Here is a 21856-nt window from a genome sequence, read left to right on the forward strand (position 1 = left end):
TTGGTCGTCATGCACAACACGCCACCCCGGTCGCGGACCTGCGATCAGTCCCCGTTCAGGACCGATGACCCGAGCCAGTGGCAGGCCGTGACCGCCAACTCGATGGACTGGCGGTCGGAGGCGATGGAGCGTCCCAGGACCTTCTCCGCAGCGGCGAGTCGGTACTTCACCGAGTTCTTGTGCATGAGCATCGCGTCGGCAGTGGCCGTGTAGCTGCCGCCGTGCTGGAAGAACTGCTGGAGGGTGTGGCGCAGACGCGCCTGCTGCTCGCCGTCGGCGGCGAGGTCGCCGAGGGTCTCCTGCACCCAGGCGGCCGTCGTCTCCAGGTCCCGCACGAGCAGGGTCGTCACCCGCAGACCGGGTTCGTCGAAGGAGGTGACGAGCTTGAGGTCGTCGTCGTGCACCGTCGCGACCTGCTGGGCGCGGACCGCCTGCAGGTGACTGGTCCGGAATCCGGAGACCCCGCTGTGGATCCGGCCGAGCGCGACCGCCGGCGTCGGCGGCCGGTCGACGTCGACCAGTGCCGCCCGGATCCGGTCGACGTCGACCTGACAGCCCTCGGGCACGGGGAACCACACCCAGGCCGTCACCCGGTCGTGGGTGATGACCAGGGGTGCCCGCTGGCACCCGAGCTCGGCGGCGATCGCACCGGCGGCCCGGGTGAAACGGGAGAGCTGGTCCTGCTGGGCACCCGTCCCGTGGACCCACAGCACGGCCGCCAGGTGTGGGGCGCGCAGTCGATAGCCGATGACCGCCTCGGCTGCGTCGACGTCGACGCTCCGACCGGCGACGAGGTCCTCGACCCGGCCGGACCGGGCGCTGCTCCGCTCCGCGAGCCAGCGTTCGCGCTCGGCCTCGTAGACCGCGTTCACCCCCTGGGAGATCCAGTCGATGTAGTCGAAGGTCTGGTAGACGACCGTGCGGTAGGCGTCGGCTCGCAGCGTCGGGTCCGCCTCGAGCTGCTCGCACGCCTCGAAGACGTACTCGAGCAGGTTCTGCTGCCCGAGGCGGTAGGCACGGACGAGAGCGGAGGCAGGGACACCCCGCTGGGCCAGGCGCCGTGCGTACTCGTAGGCAGCCGACGGGGGCTCGATGTCCTCCAGGCTGATGCCGTGCTGGAGGGAGGAGAGGATGTTCTCGATGTTGCCCTGGATGCTGGCGTAGAGCAGGTTCACCAGGGGAGCGTCTCCCTGCAGCTCCTCGATCTGTTGGGAGAGGCGGTCGCGCAGGCCCTCCGACAGTTCGCTCAACCGCGGGGTCAGGTGCGCGGCGACATCGACCACGAGAGCCTCGCTGGAGACCCGCTGCGACCGTCCTTCACCCATGCGGTGCATTCTGTCAGCGCCTCCGGCGATGGTCTTGTGCGTCGCGACCAAACTCTCGCAGGTCGGCGGTCGGCAGAGCGGTCCCACGGCTGCCGCCGGACGTCACCATCGTCCGGCCGGTCTGTCGCTTATCGCCCACCTGCGAGCAGCTCGTCGCGCAGCTGCCCCTTGACGAGCTTGCCCACGGAGTTCTTCGGTAGTTCGTCGCGCACGTGGACTCGGGCCGGCACCTTGTACCCGGCCAGGCCCTGCGCGCACCGATCGAGCAGCGTCTCGGAGGTGACCGTCCGGCCGGGCTTGGTCGCGACGAAGGCGACCGGCACCTCGCCGAGGACCGGATCGGCCTGCCCGACGACCGCGGCCTCGAGCACCGCTGGGTGACCGTAGAGACAGTCCTCGATCTCCTTGGGGAAGATGTTCTCCCCACCTCGGATGATCAGGTCCTTCAACCGGTCGACGATGCTCAGGTAACCGTCCTCGTCGAGGATCCCGACGTCACCGCTGTGGAGCCACCCGTCCATGAGCACCTGGGCCGTCTCCTCGGGCTTGCCGAGGTAGCCGCGCATCACGGTCGCGCCGTGGATGACGACTTCACCGCGCTCGCCGACCGGCACGGGGTGTCCGTCGGGGTCGACGACCGCCACCTCCAGCCCCGGGAGCGCGACGCCGACCGTGCCCGGCTTGCGCGGCCCCTCGATGGGGTTGATGGTACAGGCCACCGATGTCTCCGACAGGCCGTATCCCTCGACCACCGGGACGCCGAAGCGCTCCTCGATGCGCACGATCAGCTCGGCCGGCATCGGCGCCGCTCCACACACCATGAAGCGAAGGGAGGAGGTGTCCACCTCCCGCGTGGGCGCCGCGTCCAGGAGTGCGTAGATGGTCGGGACCGCGGAGAAGTACGTCGGTCGGTGGGTCTCGACGAGGTCCCAGAAGGTGTCCGTGGAGAAGCGCGGTGCGACCACCACCTCACCTCCCGCCCGGAGTGGGGAGAGGGTTCCGGCGATGAGGCCGTTGGCGTGGAAGAGGGGCAGGACGAGCAGGCTCGTGTCGGCCTCGCTGAGCGCGAAGTGCTCGACGAGCGAGGCGCTCATCGCGTCGAGGTTGTCGTGGTCGAGGAGCACCCCCTTCGGCCTGGCGGTCGTGCCGCTGGTGTAGATGATCAGCGCGATGTCATGGCCCCGGGCGAGCGGGGCGTCAGTGACCTCCTCCGCGACCGCGGCACGCGACACCTCGTCGGTGATGTCGATGCACGCGATCCCCAGGTGCTCGGCCAACCGTCGACCCCGCTCGTCCCCGACGAGGACCACGCTCGAGGAGTCCGTGATCTGGTAGCCGGCCTCCTCGTCGGTCAGGGCGGGATTGACCGGGGTCATCGAGGCCCCGAGGTGCCAGGCGGCGAACATCGTGGTGATGATCTCCGCGCGGTTGGGCAGCATGACCCCCACCGCGTCGCCGGCAGCGACGCCGGTTGCCGCGAGGCGCTGGGCGATCCGACGTACCTCGTCGGCGAAGGCCGCGTTGTCCAGGAGCAGGTCCCCGTCACGCAGGCAGTTGCTCTCGGGTGCGGCTGCGGCTCGGTCGAAGGGGATCGCTGCCACCGCGCTCGTCTTCAGCGTCTGGGTCATGGGCTCAGGCCATCTCCTTGTCCCCGTCGTGCTGGTCGCTGTCCGGGTGCAACTCGGGGTGGCGCCAGGTCACCTGCGTGGCGATCGGGCCGTTGGGCAGCCAGGGCTGCTCGTTGACACAGTCGGTCACCAGCCAGGTGCCGCGCTCGATGATGCCCAGGGCGGCGTCCATGACGAAGTACTCCTGCGTCGCCTTGTGGATCGGCTGCGACTCGACCCAGACCACGATGAACTCGCCGGGAGCGAAGCCGACTCGCTTCTGGATGGCCTCGATGAGCTGGTCGTCGTGCAGGTGGCCGTCCCCGAAGTTCCAGCCGATGACCGCGTTGCAGCAGAACTCGGCCTCCCGGAGGGAGTAGGTCTCGTACTCCGAGCGCAGGTACTTCTGCATGACCGAGAACAGGCCACGGCCCTGACTGTGCATGGACCGCCAACTGAGGGTCATGTCCAGCGTCATCTCGGCGACGTCGGGGTCGTAGCCCAGACCGTCGATCAGCTGGTCGATCTGGTTGTTGGCCGGCCGCGTCAACTGGTTGAGCTTGGCCTCGGCCCCCGGGGCGAAAGCCCACGTCGCCGAGGCCCAGTTGCCGGCGTACTGACGCATCGACGGCAGGAAGGAGACGAGGTCGGGGCGCAGGTTGCCCAGGACGGGGAAGAAGAAGAGCACCGCGGCGAAGACCGGCAGCATCCACGGCTGACTGAAGTCCATGATGCCGAACCCCTCACCCGCCGGGAAGCCGGCGAAGAGGCAGATCGCGATGTAGGCGAAGAGGACGTTCCACTCCAGCGGGACCGCCAGCGGGAAGGTCTGGGTGATGAAGAGGTGGAACAGGACCATCGAGCCGACAGCGAGCAGGGTCACGGTCCAGTTGGTGCTCAGGAGAAGCACGATCGGGACGACGAGCTCGGCGGTCGTGCCGAGGATGTGGGCCATGAACCAGGCGAGCTTCGAGGGCTTGAGGTCCTCGGGCAGCGAGCGGTAGTGGGCCCGCTTGAGGGACTTGGGGGTGAAGGGTGCGTTGGACACCATCGGCGGGATGACGTTCTCGAAGTGCGGGTTGATCTTCGAGATCGACGCACAGATCCAGACGATGACGATGATGAGCTTCGCGGCGACGATGAAGTCGGTGGAGGTCAGCAGGGTGCCGGCGAGCGTGGAGATGATGAGGATGGGCAGGTACTGCTCGCCGCGGGCGGCGAGGAAGAGGATCTTGTCCCGCAGGCCGCACAGCACGAGCAGTGCGGCGGAGAGGGCCATCAGACGCGGGTCGACCAGATCGAACCCGAACCCATCGGGCCGCATCCCGCCCGAGACGATCGCGATCACGAAGCTGCCCAGGGTCGCGAGGTAGAGCAGGACGTCGCCCGGGGTCCGGTTGTCACCCGAGGTGAGCGGCACCCGCTGTGGCCACGGGGGCAGTCGGATCGTGTCGGGTCGTGCCCAGTAGCTGATACCACCGGTCATCGGCTTGAAGTGCGCGGCGAGCGGCCCCCATGTCCCACCGATCCCGAAGAGCTCGAGGAAGAGGGTCCACAGCACGAGCTTCTGGTAGATGATCGGCTGGTCCCACCAGGATGAGACCTCGAGCGGACCGCCCACGTCGGAGGTCAGGGTGGCGAGGACGACACCGCCGCAGACGTAGAGCACGAGCAGCTTCGTGATGTAGATGGCGTGGACCGACTTGGGCGTGCCGAATCCGTAGACGGCCCAGAAGTTCGCCAGCGTCCGGATGCGCTCCTGGCGCGGAAGGGTTCGGAACTCGGCCGGATCGACCGGCGGGACGTCAGGGGTGAGGAAGGGCATCGCGTAACTCCTTTGGTACGGCCGGCGCAGCGGTGGATGCCCTTTGACCGTAGGTGGGTGGACGCGCGCTCGGTCACGGTCTCGGCGACCTAACTTCTGCGCTCCCTTCGTTCGCTGCGGACAAGGCGACGGGGATGCCGGGTCGGCGCAGGTCAGTCCCGCTGGACCCGCCACGGGAAGGCGGGGTCGGTGGCGTGCGCTGTGTCGCAGACGCGGACCCCGTACCGCGGTGTTCCCTCGTCCTCGACCGGGCCGAGGTAGCCGTGCCCGGTGATCCGGCACCAGGCGGGCAGGTCGATGGGTGCGATCGGGTCGCTCGTCTCGAGGTGGACCACGGATCCACCGGGGAGGTGCTGGGCTTCCTGGCGCAGCAGGACCAGCAGCCGCGCGCACCCGAGGTCGCCGCCGCGCAGCAGGTGCGCGCCGTGGGGGAGTCGTTCCATGCCAGTCATTGTCGCTCGACGAAGAGGGTGCCGTGACCCGACCCGAGCAGCCTCGCCCTGTGGAAACTCGAGATGCGAACAGGCGGGATTTCACTACCGTTGACCCCTGATGCGGCCCTGATCGGGGCCCGGGGAGGAAGACGAACGTGCGAGTTGTCCGACGACGTCCCGTGGTTGCTCTGGCCGCGACCGTGCTGGCGATGGGCGCCCTGTCCGCCTGCGGCGGTGAGTCCGATGCGGAGCCGTCGACCGCGACGAGCACCGCCAGCCCGCTCCCGGTGGACCCCTCGAGCAGCTCGAGTTCGTCGTCGGGTGAGGCTTCGTCCACGTCCAGCACGAAGGGGGGCGAGGACTCGGTCGATCTCCCGCAGGCGGCCACGAAGCACACCCAAGAGGGGGCGGTGGCGTTCGCGAAGTTCTACTGGGACGAGACCGGCCGAGCTCTCCAATCAGGTGAGACTGCCGCGCTTGAGTCCATGGCAACGGACTGTGTGCCTTGCGCGGCTTACGTCGAATCTGTGGAGGAGGACGCCAAGAAAGGGTTGCACGCGGATGTAAACCCGACCGTTATAGGTGACCACAAGATCGCGAAGGAGACCGACGGAAAGTCAGCGCAGGCTGTGCGGCTCTCCGTGCGCGAAAACGCATACCAAGTCGTCGATGGCCAAGGTCAGGCCCAAGCACAGGCCGACCCGGTGAGCTATGACGTTCTTATCTATTTGGACGAGTCACAGTCGGGATGGACCGTTGTCGACCTCTACATGTTCACGAAATGATCTCGCGGGCGTCCTGGCTGGTCATTCTCATCCTGCTGGCATCACTGATGCCAGCAGGCAGGGCAGGGGCTGCGCAGGATCCACTACCAAAGATCGGCAACAAAAAGGTCACCGTCATAGCCAAGACTGGTCGTCAGACGTCAAAGGACCAGCAGATCGGTGAATCGACGAAGTCCCGCACGTCCGGCAAGGCTAAGGACGTCGAGTTCCATGCACCGCCCGTCGACTGGGTGACCAAGGAGCGCACCTGCACGGGCGGTGGCATCGACCCGGCGTGCAGCGCGACGATCATCGACTGCAGCACCAACCCGGATGCGTCGGGTCAACCTCGTTTGGTCTGGATGCGTCAGGAGGGCAGCGACCAGTGGTTCGGTCCGATCCAGACGTGTCTGCCGGGCTATCCCGCGCCGCCGGACGTCAATGACCCGACGATCCCGCGGACGTCGGCGCCACCCCCACCAGTACCCACGATCGCCCAGATCCGCGAGGCGTTCCTGGAGTTGCCCTTCGCCAAGCCGCAGGTGTCGATGCAGCCGGTGGGCAACAGGACCTTGATCAATCTGCCGACCTTCTACGAGGCGTCCTGGCCGAACGACGCGGGACTGACGCCGGGTGATGTCAGCACGCCGGTGAAGCTGCTGTCCTGGACGATCCAGTTCAAGATCGCCGCGAAGGACTACCGCTACACCTTCGGGGAGGACAGCACCTCCGAGTGGACGGCCAGCGCCGGTGGGGTCTACCCGGACGGGGACATCACCCACACCTACGAGACCACCGGTACGCGATCGGTGAAGGTCGACGCCCGACTGGTCGGCCAGTTCCGGGTCAACGGTGGCGCGTGGCAGGACCTCGGGGCCGTCGCGGACCTGCAGGACGAGCCGGTGGCCCAGCTCGAGGTCGTCGGTACCAAGACGCGCCTCGTCGACAACTGAACCCGTGATCTGCGGCCACGACCGGTTCAGCACGAGCTGCCCGGGGGTGGGCCGGGTCCGCATCCGGGACAAGCGCGTCCGCGGTCTCGTCGAAGGGGATCCACGGCTCGATCGCCGAGGTGATGACGTCCAGAGGTGATGACGTTGAGTCGCATGGCGGCCGAACCCGTCGGTGAGGATGCAGCGGCGGCAGCCCGGCCAGCGACACCTGACGAGTCCCAACTCGTAGGCTCCCGACATGGAGACCCTGCGTACGCCTGACGAGCGATTCACCGACCTGCCCGACTTCCCCTTCGAGCCCCACTACGCCGACGTGCCGGACCAGGACGGCGGGACCCTGCGGATGGCGTGGGTCGAGGCCGGCCCGCCGGCCGCCGAGGCACCGACCGTGCTGCTGCTGCACGGAGAGCCGAGCTGGTCCTTCCTCTACCGACACGTGATGCGGGTGCTCGCGGACGCGGGCGTCCGTGCGGTCGCGGTGGACCTGGTCGGTTTCGGTCGCTCGGACAAGCCCACTGATCCTGCCGCACATTCGTATGCCCGGCACGTGGAGTGGGTGCGCAGTCTCGTCTTCGACGTGCTCGACCTGCGCGAGGTCACCCTCGTCGGCCAGGACTGGGGCGGGCTCATCGGTCTGCGTCTGGTCGCGGAGAACCCGGAGCGGTTCGCGTCCGTCGTGGCCGCCAACACGGGGTTGCCGACCGGCGAGCACGGCATGCCCGACGTGTGGTGGGCCTTCCGCAAGGCGGTGGAGGGGGCAGAGGTCCTGGATGTCGGACGGCTCGTCGCCTCGGGATGCGCCCGTGAGCTGACCGCCGAGGCGCGCGCCGCCTACGACGCGCCCTTCCCGGACGAGACGTACAAGGCCGGACCGCGGGTGATGCCGTCCCTCGTGCCCACCTCGACCGACGATCCGGCCACCGAGGCCAACCGTCGCGCGTGGGATGAGCTGACGCGGTGGGAGAAGCCCTTGCTCGTGGCCTTCGGAGACAGCGACCCGATCACGGGGGCGATGGCGCCGGTGCTGAAGCGCGCCATCCCCGGCGCCCAGGGTCTGGCCCACCCGGTCCTCGCCGATGCCGGGCACTTCCTGCAGGAGGACGCGGGGGAGGAGCTCGGGCGGGTGGTTGCCCAGTTCGTCACCGATGCTCCCGGGGCGCGGTGATCACCGCGGGGCTGACCGCGTCCGGGGCTGCCAGATCCCCTCTGGTGCTGCGACGTCACCCCGCGGCCTCACGGCCGTGGACCTCCACCCACAGCAGGGCCAGCTCCAACGCGGTGGCCTCCTCGGTGACCGGTCGCCCCAGCAGCGCCTCGGCCCGCGAGATGCGGTAGCGCACGGTGTTCGGGTGCACGATGAGTGCCCGGGCCGCCTCGTCGGCATTGCGTCCGGACTGCAACCACGCCAGCACCGTCTCGCGGACCGCCCGCAGTCGTTCACCGGGCCCGAGCAGGGGCAGGGCGACCCGTCGGACCATGTCCCGGACCAGCTCGCCGTCACCGAGCAGGGTGACCAGCTCCACGTCCCGGTAGTGGTGGCGCGACGAGGCGTGGACGGCGACGCCATGGGCGGCGACAGCCTGCACGTGGCTCCGGCGGAACGCCGTCGGACCCCGCAGCGGCCCCCCCAACGCGAACCGCAGCCCGAGAGAGGTCAGCAGCGGATCGACCCGAGTCAGATCGAGGTCGGGCGCCTGCGCGGTCGACACCCAGCCCCACAGCTCGGCGCTGCCGGACAGGGTGGTGAAGGGCCGAGGCAGTCCCAGATCGCGACACAGGCGTACCGCGACCTCGAAGAGCGGCGCCGCAGCGTCCGGGGGCGAGGCCATCGAGACGACGAACGCGGTCTGCCACGGTGACAGGGCATGGCCGAGGACCCTCTCGGCCTCGGCCGAGGGCTCGGCACCGGCGAGCAGCGCCGCGATCGTCTCGGCGCGACGGGCCCGGTGCCCCTCCGCCAGGGAGGCCCGCTCGGCGGTGAAGTACTCGATCAGCTCCTCGACGGACTCGTCGATCCACCGCTCGGCCCGCAACCACAGCGCGATCAGGACCTCGTCACGCCCGAGCCCGGACGGCAGCGGCTGCTCGCCGGTGCGCTCGGCGAGGATGTCGAAGACCGTCTTGTTCGCCACCCGGTAGACCTTGAGCAGCACGCCGATGTCGTGATGACGCCGCGCGATGGACAGGCACAGGGCGATCGCGTCGGCGGGCAGAGCCAGTCGGTGCTCATGGGTGATCGCCGAGAGGAAGGAGCGCCAGTGCGCGCGCGTGGACGCGTGCAGCTCCGTGATCAGTGCCGGCTCCCGGGCGATCTCGGGAATGGCGGCGATGATCGCCCCGTCCACGGTGGTGACGAACTGCTCGATCTCGTCCGGGCGCTGGGCGGACTCGACGAAGTCCTGCAACCACACGAAGAGCTCGTCCGAGACGTTGGCTGATGGCACATGGTGAGCCTAGTGGCGCCCGGCCCGGGTCGGTCGATTTGGGGATCCGAACAATCCGACGCGGCAAGTGTGGACTCCGTGCACAAGCCCGGCGGCGCCCACGGTGGGATCGTGGTGCCACGGTCAATGGAAGGAGTGCAATGGCGCACGAGTACGACTACATCATCGTCGGGAGTGGCTCCGGGGGAGCAGTGGTGGCGGGACGGTTGAGCGAGGATCCCGACGTCAGCGTCCTGGTCCTCGAGGCGGGCGGTCGCAGCCGCCCGAAGATGAACGTCCAGATCCCCGCGGCCTTCCCCAAGCAGTTCCACAGCTCGCTCGACTGGGACTACCGGACCGACCCGGAGCCGCACCTGGGCGGACGTGAGATGTACATGCCCCGCGGCAAGATGCTCGGCGGATGCAGTGGGATGAACGCGATGATCTACATCCGCGGCAACCGCAGCGACTACGACGGCTGGTCGACGGCCGGTGCCGTGGGGTGGTCCTACGACGAGGTGCTGCCGCTCTTCCGTCGGATGGAGACCAACAGCCGGGGGGCTGACCGCTTCCACGGCGACGCCGGTCCGCAGTCCGTCGAGGACGCCCCGGACCCGCGCCCGATCTCCCGGCGGATGGTCGAGGCCATGGTCGCCTCGGGCATCTCTCGCAACGACGACTTCAACGCCGAGCAGCAGGAGGGCGCCGGGCTCTTCCAGCGCTTCACCCGCAACGGGCAGCGCTGGACCACCTGGGACGGATACCTCGCACCACGACGCAAGCAGCGCAACCTGACCATCACCCCCGACGCCATGGTCCACAAGGTGCTCTTCGACGGGGACCGTGCCACCGGCGTCATGGCCCGCGTCGGACGGGAGGTGCGCACCATCCGTGCCCGCCGCGAGGTGATCCTCAGCGCCGGGGCGTACAACACACCCCAACTGCTGATGCTCTCGGGGATCGGTCCGGCCGACCACATCCACGATCTCGGCGTCGACCCCATCGTGGACAACCCGCACGTCGGCGCGCACCTGATGGACCACCCGTTCTACCTGATGAACTGGGAGACCGATGACCCCGGCACGTTGTTCGAGGCGGAGAAGCCGGCACAGCTGGTGCAGTACCTGACCAGGCGACGCGGGATGCTCACCTCCAACATCGGCGAGGTCGGCGCCTTCACCCACACCAGCGTCGAGGACGACGCACCCACCATGGAGATGATCGGTGCCGCCGCCTACTTCTGGCAGCACGGTGCCGTCTCCCACGACACCCCGGCGCTCGCCATCGGTCTGTCCCTGGTCGGCGCCCGGTCCGAGGGGTCGGTTCGGCTGCGCTCGCTCGACCCCGAGGCCGCTCCGCGGATCTGCCACAACTACTTCGCCGAGCCGGACGACATGACGATGATGGTCGATGGCATCGAGCAGGCCCGACAGATCGTGGCGAGCGACCCCCTTCGCCAGGTCGTGGGTCGGGAGCTGCACCCCGGTCCGGACCACGGCACCAGTCGCGCGGAGACCGAGGCGGCCATCCGCGCCGGGGTGGAGCACACGTACCACCCGTCGTGCACTGCGCGCATGGGCACCGAGGAGACCGGGGTCCTGGACGAGCGCCTGCGGGTGCGTGGTGTCACCGGACTGAGGGTGGTCGACGCCTCGGCGATGCCGCGGGTACCGCACGGCAACACGCACGCACCGACGATGCTGATCGGCGAGAAGGCCGCCGACCTGATCCGAGAGGGACGCAACGCATGAGCACCGACACCATCCACCGGACCAATGCGGAGCGCGCCGAGCAGATCGTGACGCGGGCCCGCGACGGCGCAGACAACTGGGCGCGTCAGACGCCGGCCGACCGGCGCGCGATGCTGATGAAGCTCGTCGAGCTCGTCGACGCGCACGCCGAGGAGTGGGTGCGTCGCGCCTGCCGGATCAAGGGTCTGGACCCCAGCTCACCGCTCGCGGGTGAGGAGTGGACCTCCGGGCCGTGGGCCACGATGTACTACGCACGGGCCCTCGCCGAGACCCTGGAGCGGATGGAGCAGGGCAGGGGCCCGACCCACGGCTTCGACATCCGGCCGGTCACGGGTGATCGCGTCGCCGTGGAGGTGCTTCCGCACTCGATCTGGGACCGGCTGCTGCTGTCCGGCCTCTCCGCCGAGGTGTGGTGCGAGCCGGGTGTCAGCGAGCAGCAGGTCCGGGACACCGCCGGCCTCGGTGCGCGCAACCCGCAGGAGTCCGGCGGGACGTGCGTGGTGCTGGGCGCCGGCAACATCCTGTCCATCGCACCGCTGGACGCGCTCTACGCGCTCTACGCCGACAACCGGTCCGTCGCGGTCAAGCTCAACCCGGTCACCGATCCCCTGCTGCCGGTGCTGCAGGCGGTCTTCGCCCCCTTCGTCGAGATCGGGGCGGTGCAGTTCTTCAGCAGCGACCTCGACCTCGGCTCCCGGGTCATCGAGCACGAGGGCATCGACGCGGTGCACCTGACCGGCGCGGAGACCACCCACGACGCGATCGTGTGGGGCAGCGGCGAGGAGGGCGAGCGCAACCGCGCGGCCGGCACACCGAAGCTGACCAAGCCGGTCACCAGCGAGCTCGGCGGGATCAGCCCGATCATCGTCGTGCCCGGTCAGTGGTCGCAGGCGGACCTGCAGTTCCAGGCCGAGCACGTGGCGACCATGCGACTGCACAACGCCGGCTGCAACTGCATCGCCGGGCAGGTTCTCGTGCTCAGCGCCGACTGGGCGCAGAAGGAGGAGTTCCTCGACCTGGTCCGACAGGCACTGGTCTCGGCGCCGGACCGACCGGGCTGGTACCCGGGCCTGGCCGACCGGGTGGCCGCGGCGCGGGAGAGCTACGCGACCAGCGAGGCCGTCGGTGGCAGCCCGGAGCGGACCCTGATCACCGGCCTGCCCGGCGACGGTGACTCGCAGGCCTACTCGAGCGAGTACTTCGGACCGGTGCTGGCCGTGACCGAGGTGCCGGGGACGGGAGAGGACTTCCTGCGCACGGCCGTCGACTTCGCCAACGAGCGGTTGCACGGGACCCTGGGCGCGAACGTCCTCATCCACCCGGACCAGATCGGGGAGCTCGGTCACGACCGCTTCGAGCGGCTCCTGGCGGAGCTGCGCTACGGCACCATCGCCGTCAACGCGTGGACCGGGGTCGGCTTCCTGCTGCCGCTGGTGACGTGGGGCGCCTTTCCCGGGCACACCCTCGAGGACGTCCAGTCCGGGCGGGGCGTGGTCCACAACGGGCTGCTGCTCGCCCATGCCGAGCGCACGGTCGTGCGCGGTCCGTGGCGCCCCTTCCCACGGTCGATCGCAGCCGGTGAGATGTCCCTGACGCCGGTCCCGCCGTGGTTCGTGCACAACAGGACGGCCGCCACCACGGGCCGGCGCCTGGTGCGCTTCGTCGCTGAGCCGGGGCTGACCAAGCTTCCGGGGGTGTTCGCCTCGGCGCTGCGGGGGTGAGGTCGCCCGTACCGGTGAGCAGGCAGGGGCCGGCCCGCCGGAGCGAAGGGAGGACCCGCCGCCGGGCGGGAAGGTTTCCCCCGGCTCGGCGGGTTTCCCGGACGTGACCGTCCTCCGCCCGGGGGACACCACGATGGAAGGCGCCCGATGACACCGCTGTCACTGTGGAGGAGGCTCGAGCGAGCCACCCGACCGGTCCACCCGGTCACCGAGCGGGTGCTGGCCGAGCGATGGGCCGCCCTGCCCCCCGGGGTCCGGACCGACCAACAGGTCCTCGGACGCCACGCCGTGGGCTGCGAGGGCACGCACGGCGTCTTCCCGAAGTGCAACCTGACCTGCTCGCCGTGCTACCACTCCAAGGACGCCAACAAGGTGCGGGTCGACGGCGCCCACACGGTGGCGCAGGTGGCCGCCCAGATGGACCTGCTGGCCCGGGTGCGGGGCCCTCGCGCGCACACCCAGTTGATCGGGGGCGAGGTCTCCCTCCTCGACCCCGACGACCACGCGGCCGCCCTGAGGGTCATGCGCGAGCACGGTCGCGAGCCGATGTCGATGACCCACGGCGACTTCGACGACGCCTACCTGCGCGCGCTCGCTCTCGACGAGCACGGCGCGCGGCGCTTCCGCCGGCTCTCCTTCGCCGCGCACTTCGACTCGTTGGTGCGCGGCCGCACCGGCATCCCTCGCCCCAGGAACGAGATCGAGCTCAACGCCTTCCGCGCGACGTTCGTGCAGATGTTCCACGACCTGCGCCGGGACCACGGGGTGCGCTCCTACCTCGCGCACAACATGACCATCACCCCGAGCAATCTCGACCAGATCCCGGACGTCGTGGCCGACGTGAGCGCCATGGGCTTCGCCATGCTCTCCTTCCAGCCCGCCGCCCACGTGGGTGACGAACGTCGCTGGACGGGCGGCGACTACCGCAGTGTCGGCATCGACGACGTCTGGGACCGGCTCGAGAGCGGCCTGGGTCAACGCGTCGCGTGGCAGGCGCTCCAGTTCGGCGACCCGCGCTGCAACCGCTCCGCCATCGGGCTACGCGTCGACGGACGCTGGGTGCCGTTGCTCGACCCGGACGATGTGGCCGACCGGCAGGCGCGGGACCGCACCCTCGACCACTTCGGCGGCGTGAACTTCGGCGGTACGCCACCGCACCTGCTCGCGCTGAAGGTCCTGCGCGTGCTGGTGCACCACCCCCGTGACGCCACGGTCGCGCTCGCGTGGGCCCGCCGACTGGTCACGCGGGCCGGGGGGCTGCGCCGCGTCTGGGCCTCCTGGCGGCACGGCGACGTCACCCCCATGACCTACGTCGTGCACGACTTCATGGATGCCGCTGATGTCGCGCCGGCGTGGCAGCTGATGCAGACCGGTCAGGTCGCGACCGATCCACAGGTGCGCGCCACCCAGGAGCGCCTGTCCGCCTGCACCTACGCGATGGCCCACCCCGAGACCGGGGAGCTGGTGCCGGCGTGCGTGCAGCACTCGGTGCTCGACCCCGACGAGAACGAGGGGCTGCGCCGTCTCCTTCCGCTGACGGTCCTCGAGTCGGGACCTCGCCCGACCTGAGCGCGGGACGCCGGACACGTTCGTCACCGGGCGCATCGGGCGAAGGGGGTGGCGGCCTACTCCGTGACCGTGGCGACGTCGGGACCGGGCCCGCCCCCGGCGGCAGCCTGCGCGGCGGCCCGGATCTGCGGGAAGCGCTCGCCCATGGCCGCAGCGAGGGCCTGGGAGGCCTTGAGCGGGCGGGTCATCACCATGAACTCGCTGATCTTGCCCTCCTCGTTGAAGGTGAGGAAGTCACAACCGGTGATCTCCATGCCGTCCACCGTGGCGGTGAAGACGTAGGCCTCGTGGTCGCCGTCGCGCAGCTGGCGGACGTAGGTGAAGTCCTCGAAGACCTCGACGACGGTGCGCAGGATGGCGCTGGTGATCGCCTTGCCGGGGTAGGGGGTGAAGGCCACCGGACTGAGGAAGACACAGTCCTCGGCGAGCATCTCATCGACGGCGTCGATGTCCTTGGCTTCGACGGCTTCACGGAACATGTGCACTCCTGGGGAATCGGTGGGTAGGTGAACGCAGCCTACGGACGGTCGTGGCTCCCTTCGTCTGCCGGTCGGCGACTCGGGAAGACAACCGGCTCGACGGGTGTTCTACACATGACGAACGACAGTGGCGGTTGGCCCGCCCGAGAAGGAGAAGACATGCAGAACCTGACGGTCCTCGGCAGTGGAGTCCTCGGCTCCCAGATCGCCCTCCAGGCGGCCTTCCACGGCAAGAGCGTCGTGGTCCACGACATCAGCCAGGAGGTGCTGGACGAGCTCCCCGCTCGGTGGGACTACCTGACCCCGCTGTACGTCCGTGACGTCGAGGCCGCGACCCAGGAGAAGATGACCGAGGCCGTGGCCCGGATCCGCTCCAGCGCCGACCTGGCCGATGCCGTCTCCGACGCGGACCTGATCATCGAGGCCGTGCCCGAGCGGCTGGACATCAAGCAGCAGACGTGGGCGACGGTGGGCGAGCTCGCCCCCGAGCGCACGATCTTCGCGACCAACTCATCGACACTGCTCCCCAGCGACATCGCCGAGTCCACCGGCCGTCCCGGGCGTTTCCTCGCGCTGCACTTCGCCAACGAGATCTGGCGCAACAACATCGGCGAGGTGATGGGCCACGCGGGCACCGACCAGGACGCCTTCGACGCGGTCGCGACGTTCGCCGGCGAGATCGGGATGGTGCCGATCCCGGTGCTGAAGGAGCAGCCCGGCTACCTGCTCAACAGCCTGCTCGTGCCGTGGCTCTCGGCCGCCGGTCAGCTGCTCGTGCGTGGGGTCGGCGACATCGAGACCATCGACAGGACGTGGCGGCTGTCCACCGGGGCGCCGCTGGGCCCGTTCCAGATCTTCGACGTGATCGGGATGATGACGCCCTACGCCCTGAACAAGGACAGCGAGGACCCGGACAAGCGTGCCTTCGCCGAGTTGATCAAGCGTGAGTACATCGACAAGGGGCGTCTCGGTCGGGGAGCCGGCGGCGGTTTCTACGACGACGAGGTCTGAGGGCGCCGGACACCCCGGGAGCAGGTGACGGACTGTGGCCGCCCCTGCGTGCGGCCACTATCGTCGACGGGGTGGATCCCCGTGAGGTGGCCGACCTCGCACGCCTGCGCCGGGCGCGCGACTACATGGATCGCCATTACGCGCAGCGGTTGAGCGTGCCGCAGGTCGCGTCCCGGGCGCTGATGTCCCCGGCCCACTTCTCGCGGAAGTTCCGCTCGGCCTACGGCGAGACGCCCTACTCGTACCTGATGACTCGTCGCATCGAACGCGCCATGGCCCTGCTGCGCGACGGGGCGTCGGTGACCGACGCCTGCTTCGCCGTCGGGTGCGTCTCGCTGGGGTCGTTCAGTACACGCTTCACCGAGATCGTCGGCGAGACGCCGTTCGAGTACCGCCGACGGGATCACGGCGGCATGGCGGGTGTCCCGCCGTGCGTCGCCAAGGTGTGGACCCGTCCACTCCGGGTTCCGGCCGGCAGTTGAGGATCGAGCAGGATCGAAGAAGTACGGCCTCCGGTGCCGGTTCTACGCTCATGAGATGGCAATCACCGTTTCGACCATGTTCATCACCGTCGACGACCCCGAGAAGGCGCTCGGGTTCTACCGCGATGCCCTCGGCCTCGAGGTCCGGCAGGATGTCGAGAACGGCGGCTTCCGCTGGGTCACTCTCGGCGCGCCGGGGCAGGACGTCGACATCGTGCTCTCGCAGGCGCACGGCGGCCGCTCATCGACCGAGGCCGACGCGCTGCTCGCGCTCGTGACCCAGGGGTCCCTCCAGGCCGCGATCTTCCGCAGCGACGACCTCGAGGCCACCTTCGACGCGCTCGTCGAGTCCGGCGCCGAGGTGCTCGAGGAGCCCACCGACCAGTTCTGGGGGGTGCGCGACTGTGCCTTTCGTGACCCGTCGGGGAACCTGGTTCGTATAGCCCAGGCGTGAGAGACGGACGGCCCCGGAGCACGTCAGGCACGGTGCGCGCACGTCGCCTCCGTCCCCGGCCCCGGTCAACGCCCCACGACGCGGAGCTCAGCGTCGTCCGGCGAGTTCCGTGTCGTCGTGCGAGGGGATCGCACGGAATTCGCCGCTGGGTTTGGTCAGGAGGCTGACGACCACGATGGCGATGGTGGCGCACAGGAAGCCGGGGATGATCTCGTAGACTCCCTCGCCGCCGAGGAAGCTGTCGCTCCACCCGGCCCAGATCCAGCCGACCACCACCGCGGCCCCGGTCACCAGACCGGCCACCGCGCCGGTTCCGGTCATCCGCGGCCAGGTCAGCGCGAGCAGGATCAGCGGCCCGAAGGCTGCGCCGAATCCGGCCCAGGCGTTGGCCACCAGCCCCAGGACCTGCGAGTCGGGGTCCCGGGCGAGCACGGCCGCGACCAACCCGACGAGCAGGACGCACACCCGACCCACCAGCACCGTTTCCTTCTCGCTGGCGTGACGACGCAGGAAGAGGCGGTAGAAGTCCTCGGTCAGGGACGAGGAGGCCACCAGCAGCTGGCTGGAGACGGTGCTCATGATCGCCGCGAGCAGTGCCGCGAAGAGGAACCCGGTGATGAGCGGGTGGAAGAGCAGCTGTGCCAGCACGATGAAGATGGTCTCCGGGTCCTGGATGTCGAGGCCGTTGCGCTCGGCGTAGGCCCGCCCGAAGACCCCCACGCTGATCGCGCCGATGAGGGAGATCCCCATCCACGTCATCCCGATCCTGCGGGCGGCCGGGACGGCCTTGACACTGCGTACTGCCATGAATCGCACGATGATGTGTGGCTGCCCGAAGTAGCCCAGGCCCCAGGTGATGGCGGACAGGAAGGCGATGAGCGACAGACCATTGGTCAGTGACAGGAAGTTGGGGTCGATGCCGCGCAACCGGTCCGCGGCCTGCCCGACGCCGTCGCCCTGGCCGGTGGTGAGCACCAGCACGGGCATGATGACCAGGGCGACCATCATGATGCAGCCCTGCACGAAGTCGGTCAGGCTGACCGCCAGGAAGCCGCCGACGACGGTGTAGGCCATCACGATGCCCAGGGTCAGCCACACCCCGAGGGCGTAGTCACTGACTCCTCCGGCGTCGACCAGTCCACCGAACGCCGTGGTGAACAACTTGCCGCCTCCCACCAGACCGGAGGCGGTGTAGACGGAGAAGAAGAGCACGATCACCAGCCCCGAGATGGTGCGCAGGGGTAGGGCCGTGCTGGGGAAGCGTGCGGCCAGGAAGGCGGGCACGGTCAACGAGTTGTCGTACCGCTCGGTCTGCTCGCGCAGCCGTGGCGCGACGATGATCCAGTTGAGATAGGCGCCGATGAAGAGCCCGATCCCGATCCAGGCCTCGACCAGCCCTGCCGCGTACAGGGCTCCCGGCAGTCCCAGCAGCAGCCAGCCACTCATGTCGGAGGCGCCCGCGGACAGGGCCGCGACGGCAGGAGGTAGTCGTCGTCCGCCGAGGATGTACTGCTCCGCGGTGCCGGTGGACCTGCGGTAGGCGTAGAAGCCGATGGCGAGCATGAGGACGAAGTACGCGGTCAGACTGATCCAGATCCCAGTCTCCATGCCGGCCTCCAGTGTCGTCGCGGGCGAGGGTCGACTCACTGTGCCACAGACCACGCTTGGTGCAATGGGCCTGTATCTCCGGGTCCAGAGGAGCACCAGCTCACGGGGCGGGAGGTGCCCGCGCCGGGTCCGGGAGAGATCGCGATCGAGGTGCTGACGCCTGATGGGGGAGCGCGAGCCAACCGGATCCCCTGAGTGGGGAGCGCGCGGTTCAGGCCCGGTCTGCTCCGCCGATCGTCATGAAGGCGATGTCGCGGTAGCGCTCGGCCAGCTGCTCGGCGGTCAACGGACCATCGGGCTGGTACCACTGGGCGATACCGGTGCACATCGTGATCACCGCCGTGCTGACGTCCTTGGGGTAGGGGGTGCTGAAGATCCCCGTCTCGACGCCCTGCTCCACGATCGAGTCCATGAGCCGGTGCTGACGGTCCCGGGCGGCGATCTGCTCTGCGTGGGCGGCGGGTTCGAGACTGCGCAGCTCGCTGGAGGCGATGAACGCGAGGTTCTTCCGGTGCGCGTGGAAGAGGACCAGGCACTCGATGAGAAGGCCGAACTGCCGTGCGACGGACGGGCCGGCCTCGGCGACGGCCCCTTGGCTGCGGGGCCACAGGTCGGACATCGCATGGGACATGACGGCCACGAGCAGTGCGTGCTTGGAAGGGTAGTGGTGGTAGAGGCCCGGCACGGAAAGGCCCGCCCGTGCAGCGATCTGCCGGATGGTCGTGCCGTGGTAGCCCTGCTGCGTGAAGCACGTGAGCGCGACCCCCAGCATGGGCGGGAGGTCGTCTCGCGAGTAGTCCCGCCACGCGAGGGTCGCATCGTCACGAGCGGGGTTCGGGGATGAACTGGTCATGGCACCTCATTATCGACTCTGCGGCGATGTCGACGAACCGGAGCCTTGACAGCGTCCGTGCCTCATCTCACACTGGAGCCGACCGAGCGAGCGCTCGGTAGGCGAGGTCCCGTGAGGGGCGCGAGTCTCGATCAAGGAAGGGAGCGCGCTGTGACCAGCTCCGTGACTCCGCAGTGGGTCAGTTCCTATCCGCCCGGCCTGTCTGCTCATCTGGCGGTCGACGCGACCTCCCTCGTGGACGCCTGGCGACGGCGGGTGGCGGCGGCCCCGGATCGCAGCGCCATCGCGTACTTCGACGGCACGGTGAGTGCACGAAGGCTGGACGGGCTCTCCGACGCCTTCGCGGCCGCCCTGCAGGACCGTGGCGTGACCCACGGCGACCGCATCGGGATCCTCATGCAGAACGTGCCGCAGTACGCGATCAGTTTCTTGGCGCTGTGGAAGCTCGGGGCGATCGCGGTCCTGCTCAACCCCATGTACCAGGGCCGCGAGCTGCGGCACCTGGTCGACGACTCCGGCGTGCGCGGGATCATCGCCGACGACCAGCTCCATCCGGCCACCGTGGAGACCGTCGAGGGCAGCCGCGTGGAGTGGATCGTGACCACCTCGGGGCTGGAGTACCAGACCCGGGGCGACCCCCGGGTCTTCGGAGCGCATGCCGCCGCGCAGCCCTCCCCGGACGGGGACATGGCCCAGCTGATCCATGAGTACGAGGGCCGTCGGCCGACCGAGCCGGGCCTCGCCCTGGACGACATCGCCCTGCTCACCTACACCTCGGGGACCACCGGCCCGCCGAAGGGGGCGATGAACACCCACGGCAACATCCTCACCGTCGCGACGACGACGGCGGCGTGGATGGGGGTGGAGCCGGGGGACTCCCACCTGGCGGTCGCCCCGTTGTTCCACATCACCGGCGCGGTGATCGGCGCGGCCACCCCTCTGCTGCACGACACGACGCTCGTCTTCGTCAATCGCACCGACCCGGCCGTCGTCGTCGACGCCTTCGCCGAGCACCGGGTCACGTGCACCACCGGATCGATCACGGTCTTCAATGCCCTCCACCGGGTCGAGGGCGCCGGCGCCGAGCACTTCGCCTCGGCCAGGACCCTGTACTCCGGTGGCGCACCCATCCCTCCGGCCACGGTCGAGCAGTTCCGGGAGCGCTTCGGGAAGTACATCCACAACATCTACGGGATGACCGAGACCACCTCGGCGGTCATCGCCGTGCCGCCGGGCGTCGACGCCCCCGTGGACGAGGCCAGCGGCAGCCTGTCCATCGGTCTGCCCATGCCCAATCTCGAGGCCAGGATCGTCGACCCCGCGGGCACCCCCCTTCCGACCGGGCACCAGGGCGAGCTCGAGCTCGCCGGGCCGCAGATCGTGCCGGGGTACTGGCACAACCCGCAGGCCACCGCCGGGACCATGCCCGAGGGACGGCTGCGGACCGGGGACGTCGCGGTCATGGACGAGGACGGGTGGGTCTACATCGTCGATCGGCTCAAGGACCAGATCAACGTCTCGGGATACAAGGTGTGGCCCCGCGAGGTCGAGGATGTCCTCTACGAGCACCCGGCCGTCTACGAGGCCGCGGTGGTGGGCCGGCCCGATCCCTACCGCGGGGAGACGGTCGTCGCCTATGTCTCCGTCAAGGGCGGCGAGACGGTGGCCGAGGAGGACCTCATCGAGTTCACCAAGCAGCGGCTGGCCGCCTACAAGTACCCCCGCACCATCAATGTGATCGACGAGCTACCCAAGACGCAGACCGGCAAGATCCGCCGCCGGGTCCTGCGCGACACCCCCCAGGAGGATGACACGTGAGCACTGATCGAGGACTGCAGGACAAGGTCGCGATCGTCACCGGCGCGAGCCGGGGCATCGGTGCGGCCATCGCCCAGGACCTGGTGGCCAATGGGGCCAGGGTGTGCCTCACCGCGCGCCGGCCCGAACCCCTGGCGGAGGCCGCGGCCGGCTTCCCCGAGGGCACCGCCATCGCCGTGGCCGGCAAGTCGGACGACCCGGACCACCGACAGGAGGTCCTGGACACCGTGGCCGAGCGCTTCGGTGGGCTCGACATCCTCGTCAACAACGCGGGCATCAACCCGGTCTACGGTCCGCTCGAGGAGCTGGATCTGGACGCGGCCCGCAAGGTCTTCGAGGTCAATGTCCTCGGGACCCTGGCGTGGGTGCAGGGCGCGCTGGCCCACAGCGGGCTGGGCTTCCGGGCCCGCGGCGGGAGCGTGGTCAACCTCTCCTCCGTCTCGGCAGAGACCCCGTCCCCGGGCATCGGCCTCTACGGGATCAGCAAGGCCGCGGTCTCCCACCTGACTCGCACCCTCGCGGTCGAGCTCGGACCGCAGGTCCGGGTGAACGCGGTCGCCCCGGCCGTGGTCAAGACCCAGTTCGCGCGTGCCCTCTACGAGGGCAGGGAGGACGAGGTCGCGCAGGGCTACCCGCTCGAGCGTCTCGGCACCCCGCAGGACGTCGCCGGCGCGGTCACCTACCTCGCCTCTCCCGACGCGTCCTGGGTGACCGGCCAGGTGCTCACCCTCGACGGCGGCCTGCTGGTCGCCGGCGGTACGGCCTGACCCACTGAACCC

At 69.4% G+C, this 21856-nt stretch carries 19 protein-coding genes; 11 read left to right on the top strand and 8 right to left on the bottom strand.

The window, feature by feature from the left end; genetic code table 11:
* Positions 1-44: 44 nt before the first annotated feature.
* From V1351_RS06310 to V1351_RS06325, 4 genes are all read right to left on the bottom strand, one after another.
* On the bottom strand, positions 45-1325 hold the full coding sequence (locus tag V1351_RS06310; protein ID WP_338751802.1) for a PucR family transcriptional regulator: 1281 nt from the start codon (positions 1323-1325) through the stop codon (positions 45-47).
* A 128-nt stretch (positions 1326-1453) separates the two neighbouring features.
* Entirely contained in the window at positions 1454-2953 is a 1500-nt protein-coding gene (locus V1351_RS06315) for a class I adenylate-forming enzyme family protein (RefSeq protein WP_338751804.1), read from the bottom strand.
* A gap of 4 nt (positions 2954-2957) precedes the next feature.
* Positions 2958-4757, bottom strand: coding sequence for a DUF3556 domain-containing protein (locus tag V1351_RS06320; RefSeq protein ID WP_338751806.1), 1800 nt, complete (start codon positions 4755-4757; stop codon positions 2958-2960).
* A gap of 152 nt (positions 4758-4909) precedes the next feature.
* On the bottom strand, positions 4910-5200 hold the full coding sequence (locus V1351_RS06325) for a sulfurtransferase TusA family protein (protein WP_338751807.1): 291 nt from the start codon (positions 5198-5200) through the stop codon (positions 4910-4912).
* A 170-nt stretch (positions 5201-5370) separates the two neighbouring features.
* Between V1351_RS06325 and V1351_RS06330 the strand changes: the two genes are divergently transcribed.
* The 3 genes from V1351_RS06330 to V1351_RS06340 all read left to right on the top strand — a co-directional run bounded on the left by V1351_RS06330 (position 5371) and on the right by V1351_RS06340 (position 8073).
* Positions 5371-5976: a DUF6318 family protein gene (locus V1351_RS06330; RefSeq protein ID WP_338751808.1), complete on the top strand. Its 606-nt coding sequence runs from the start codon at positions 5371-5373 to the stop codon at positions 5974-5976.
* Entirely contained in the window at positions 5973-6908 is a 936-nt protein-coding gene (locus tag V1351_RS06335) for a hypothetical protein (protein ID WP_338751809.1), read from the top strand. The genes V1351_RS06330 and V1351_RS06335 overlap by 4 nt, the downstream gene beginning before the upstream one ends.
* A gap of 238 nt (positions 6909-7146) precedes the next feature.
* A complete protein-coding gene (locus tag V1351_RS06340) occupies positions 7147-8073 on the top strand; it encodes a haloalkane dehalogenase (protein WP_338751811.1) in 927 nt (308 codons plus the stop codon).
* A 55-nt stretch (positions 8074-8128) separates the two neighbouring features.
* On the opposite strand, the gene V1351_RS06345 is transcribed toward V1351_RS06340, so the two are convergent.
* Positions 8129-9352: a PucR family transcriptional regulator gene (locus V1351_RS06345; RefSeq protein ID WP_338751813.1), complete on the bottom strand. Its 1224-nt coding sequence runs from the start codon at positions 9350-9352 to the stop codon at positions 8129-8131.
* Between the two features lie 140 nt (positions 9353-9492).
* Here V1351_RS06345 and V1351_RS06350 point away from each other — a divergent pair, with 140 nt between their 5' ends.
* From V1351_RS06350 to V1351_RS06360, 3 genes are all read left to right on the top strand, one after another.
* Complete coding sequence (locus V1351_RS06350; RefSeq protein ID WP_338751814.1) at positions 9493-11082, top strand: GMC family oxidoreductase; 1590 nt, start codon at positions 9493-9495, stop codon at positions 11080-11082.
* Positions 11079-12803, top strand: a complete 1725-nt coding sequence (locus V1351_RS06355; RefSeq protein ID WP_338751816.1) for an aldehyde dehydrogenase family protein — start codon at positions 11079-11081, stop codon at positions 12801-12803. Before V1351_RS06350 ends, V1351_RS06355 begins: the two co-directional genes overlap by 4 nt.
* Before the next feature lie 147 nt (positions 12804-12950).
* The gene (locus tag V1351_RS06360) at positions 12951-14372 is read left to right on the top strand and encodes a hypothetical protein (RefSeq protein ID WP_338751818.1); all 1422 of its coding nucleotides are present in this window, start codon (positions 12951-12953) and stop codon (positions 14370-14372) included.
* Positions 14373-14428: 56 nt separating this feature from the next.
* Here the strand turns inward: V1351_RS06360 and V1351_RS06365 are convergent, their stop codons facing one another.
* Positions 14429-14851, bottom strand: a complete 423-nt coding sequence (locus V1351_RS06365) for a nuclear transport factor 2 family protein (protein WP_338751820.1) — start codon at positions 14849-14851, stop codon at positions 14429-14431.
* Positions 14852-15010: 159 nt separating this feature from the next.
* Between V1351_RS06365 and V1351_RS06370 the strand changes: the two genes are divergently transcribed.
* From V1351_RS06370 to V1351_RS06380, 3 genes are all read left to right on the top strand, one after another.
* Complete coding sequence (locus V1351_RS06370; RefSeq protein ID WP_338751822.1) at positions 15011-15862, top strand: 3-hydroxyacyl-CoA dehydrogenase; 852 nt, start codon at positions 15011-15013, stop codon at positions 15860-15862.
* A 71-nt stretch (positions 15863-15933) separates the two neighbouring features.
* Positions 15934-16344 (top strand): helix-turn-helix transcriptional regulator, encoded by a 411-nt coding sequence (locus tag V1351_RS06375; protein ID WP_338751824.1) that lies wholly within the window; start codon positions 15934-15936, stop codon positions 16342-16344.
* 55 nt (positions 16345-16399) lie between these two features.
* Positions 16400-16798, top strand: a complete 399-nt coding sequence (locus tag V1351_RS06380) for a VOC family protein (protein WP_338751826.1) — start codon at positions 16400-16402, stop codon at positions 16796-16798.
* Positions 16799-16885: 87 nt separating this feature from the next.
* Here the strand turns inward: V1351_RS06380 and putP are convergent, their stop codons facing one another.
* Together putP and V1351_RS06390 are read right to left on the bottom strand one after the other, a co-directional pair.
* Entirely contained in the window at positions 16886-18406 is a 1521-nt protein-coding gene (putP, locus tag V1351_RS06385) for a sodium/proline symporter PutP (RefSeq protein WP_338751828.1), read from the bottom strand.
* A gap of 211 nt (positions 18407-18617) precedes the next feature.
* Positions 18618-19259 carry a TetR/AcrR family transcriptional regulator gene (locus tag V1351_RS06390; RefSeq protein ID WP_338751830.1) on the bottom strand — a complete coding sequence of 214 codons (642 nt, stop codon included), beginning with the start codon at positions 19257-19259 and terminating at the stop codon, positions 18618-18620.
* A 150-nt stretch (positions 19260-19409) separates the two neighbouring features.
* Here V1351_RS06390 and V1351_RS06395 point away from each other — a divergent pair, with 150 nt between their 5' ends.
* The gene (locus V1351_RS06395; protein ID WP_338751832.1) at positions 19410-21077 is read left to right on the top strand and encodes a class I adenylate-forming enzyme family protein; all 1668 of its coding nucleotides are present in this window, start codon (positions 19410-19412) and stop codon (positions 21075-21077) included.
* A complete protein-coding gene (locus V1351_RS06400) occupies positions 21074-21844 on the top strand; it encodes an SDR family oxidoreductase (protein ID WP_338751834.1) in 771 nt (256 codons plus the stop codon). Before V1351_RS06395 ends, V1351_RS06400 begins: the two co-directional genes overlap by 4 nt.
* The last annotated feature ends 12 nt before the right edge of the window (positions 21845-21856 follow it).

Source organism: Janibacter sp. A1S7, assembly GCF_037198315.1.
GTDB lineage: Bacteria > Actinomycetota > Actinomycetes > Actinomycetales > Dermatophilaceae > Janibacter > Janibacter alittae.

Excerpts from the sequence above, each read along its gene's own strand:
- V1351_RS06310 (WP_338751802.1), bottom strand. The coding sequence starts at position 1,325 with ATGGGTGAAGGACGGTCGCAGCGGGTCTCCAGCGAGGCTCTCGTGGTC.
- V1351_RS06315 (WP_338751804.1), bottom strand. The coding sequence starts at position 2,953 with ATGACCCAGACGCTGAAGACGAGCGCGGTGGCAGCGATCCCCTTCGAC.
- V1351_RS06320 (WP_338751806.1), bottom strand. The coding sequence starts at position 4,757 with ATGCCCTTCCTCACCCCTGACGTCCCGCCGGTCGATCCGGCCGAGTTC.
- V1351_RS06325 (WP_338751807.1), bottom strand. The coding sequence starts at position 5,200 with ATGGAACGACTCCCCCACGGCGCGCACCTGCTGCGCGGCGGCGACCTC.
- V1351_RS06335 (WP_338751809.1), top strand. The coding sequence starts at position 5,973 with ATGATCTCGCGGGCGTCCTGGCTGGTCATTCTCATCCTGCTGGCATCA.
- V1351_RS06340 (WP_338751811.1), top strand. The coding sequence starts at position 7,147 with ATGGAGACCCTGCGTACGCCTGACGAGCGATTCACCGACCTGCCCGAC.
- V1351_RS06350 (WP_338751814.1), top strand. The coding sequence starts at position 9,493 with ATGGCGCACGAGTACGACTACATCATCGTCGGGAGTGGCTCCGGGGGA.
- V1351_RS06355 (WP_338751816.1), top strand. The coding sequence starts at position 11,079 with ATGAGCACCGACACCATCCACCGGACCAATGCGGAGCGCGCCGAGCAG.
- V1351_RS06360 (WP_338751818.1), top strand. The coding sequence starts at position 12,951 with ATGACACCGCTGTCACTGTGGAGGAGGCTCGAGCGAGCCACCCGACCG.
- V1351_RS06365 (WP_338751820.1), bottom strand. The coding sequence starts at position 14,851 with ATGTTCCGTGAAGCCGTCGAAGCCAAGGACATCGACGCCGTCGATGAG.
- V1351_RS06370 (WP_338751822.1), top strand. The coding sequence starts at position 15,011 with ATGCAGAACCTGACGGTCCTCGGCAGTGGAGTCCTCGGCTCCCAGATC.
- V1351_RS06380 (WP_338751826.1), top strand. The coding sequence starts at position 16,400 with ATGGCAATCACCGTTTCGACCATGTTCATCACCGTCGACGACCCCGAG.
- putP (WP_338751828.1), bottom strand. The coding sequence starts at position 18,406 with ATGGAGACTGGGATCTGGATCAGTCTGACCGCGTACTTCGTCCTCATG.
- V1351_RS06390 (WP_338751830.1), bottom strand. The coding sequence starts at position 19,259 with ATGACCAGTTCATCCCCGAACCCCGCTCGTGACGATGCGACCCTCGCG.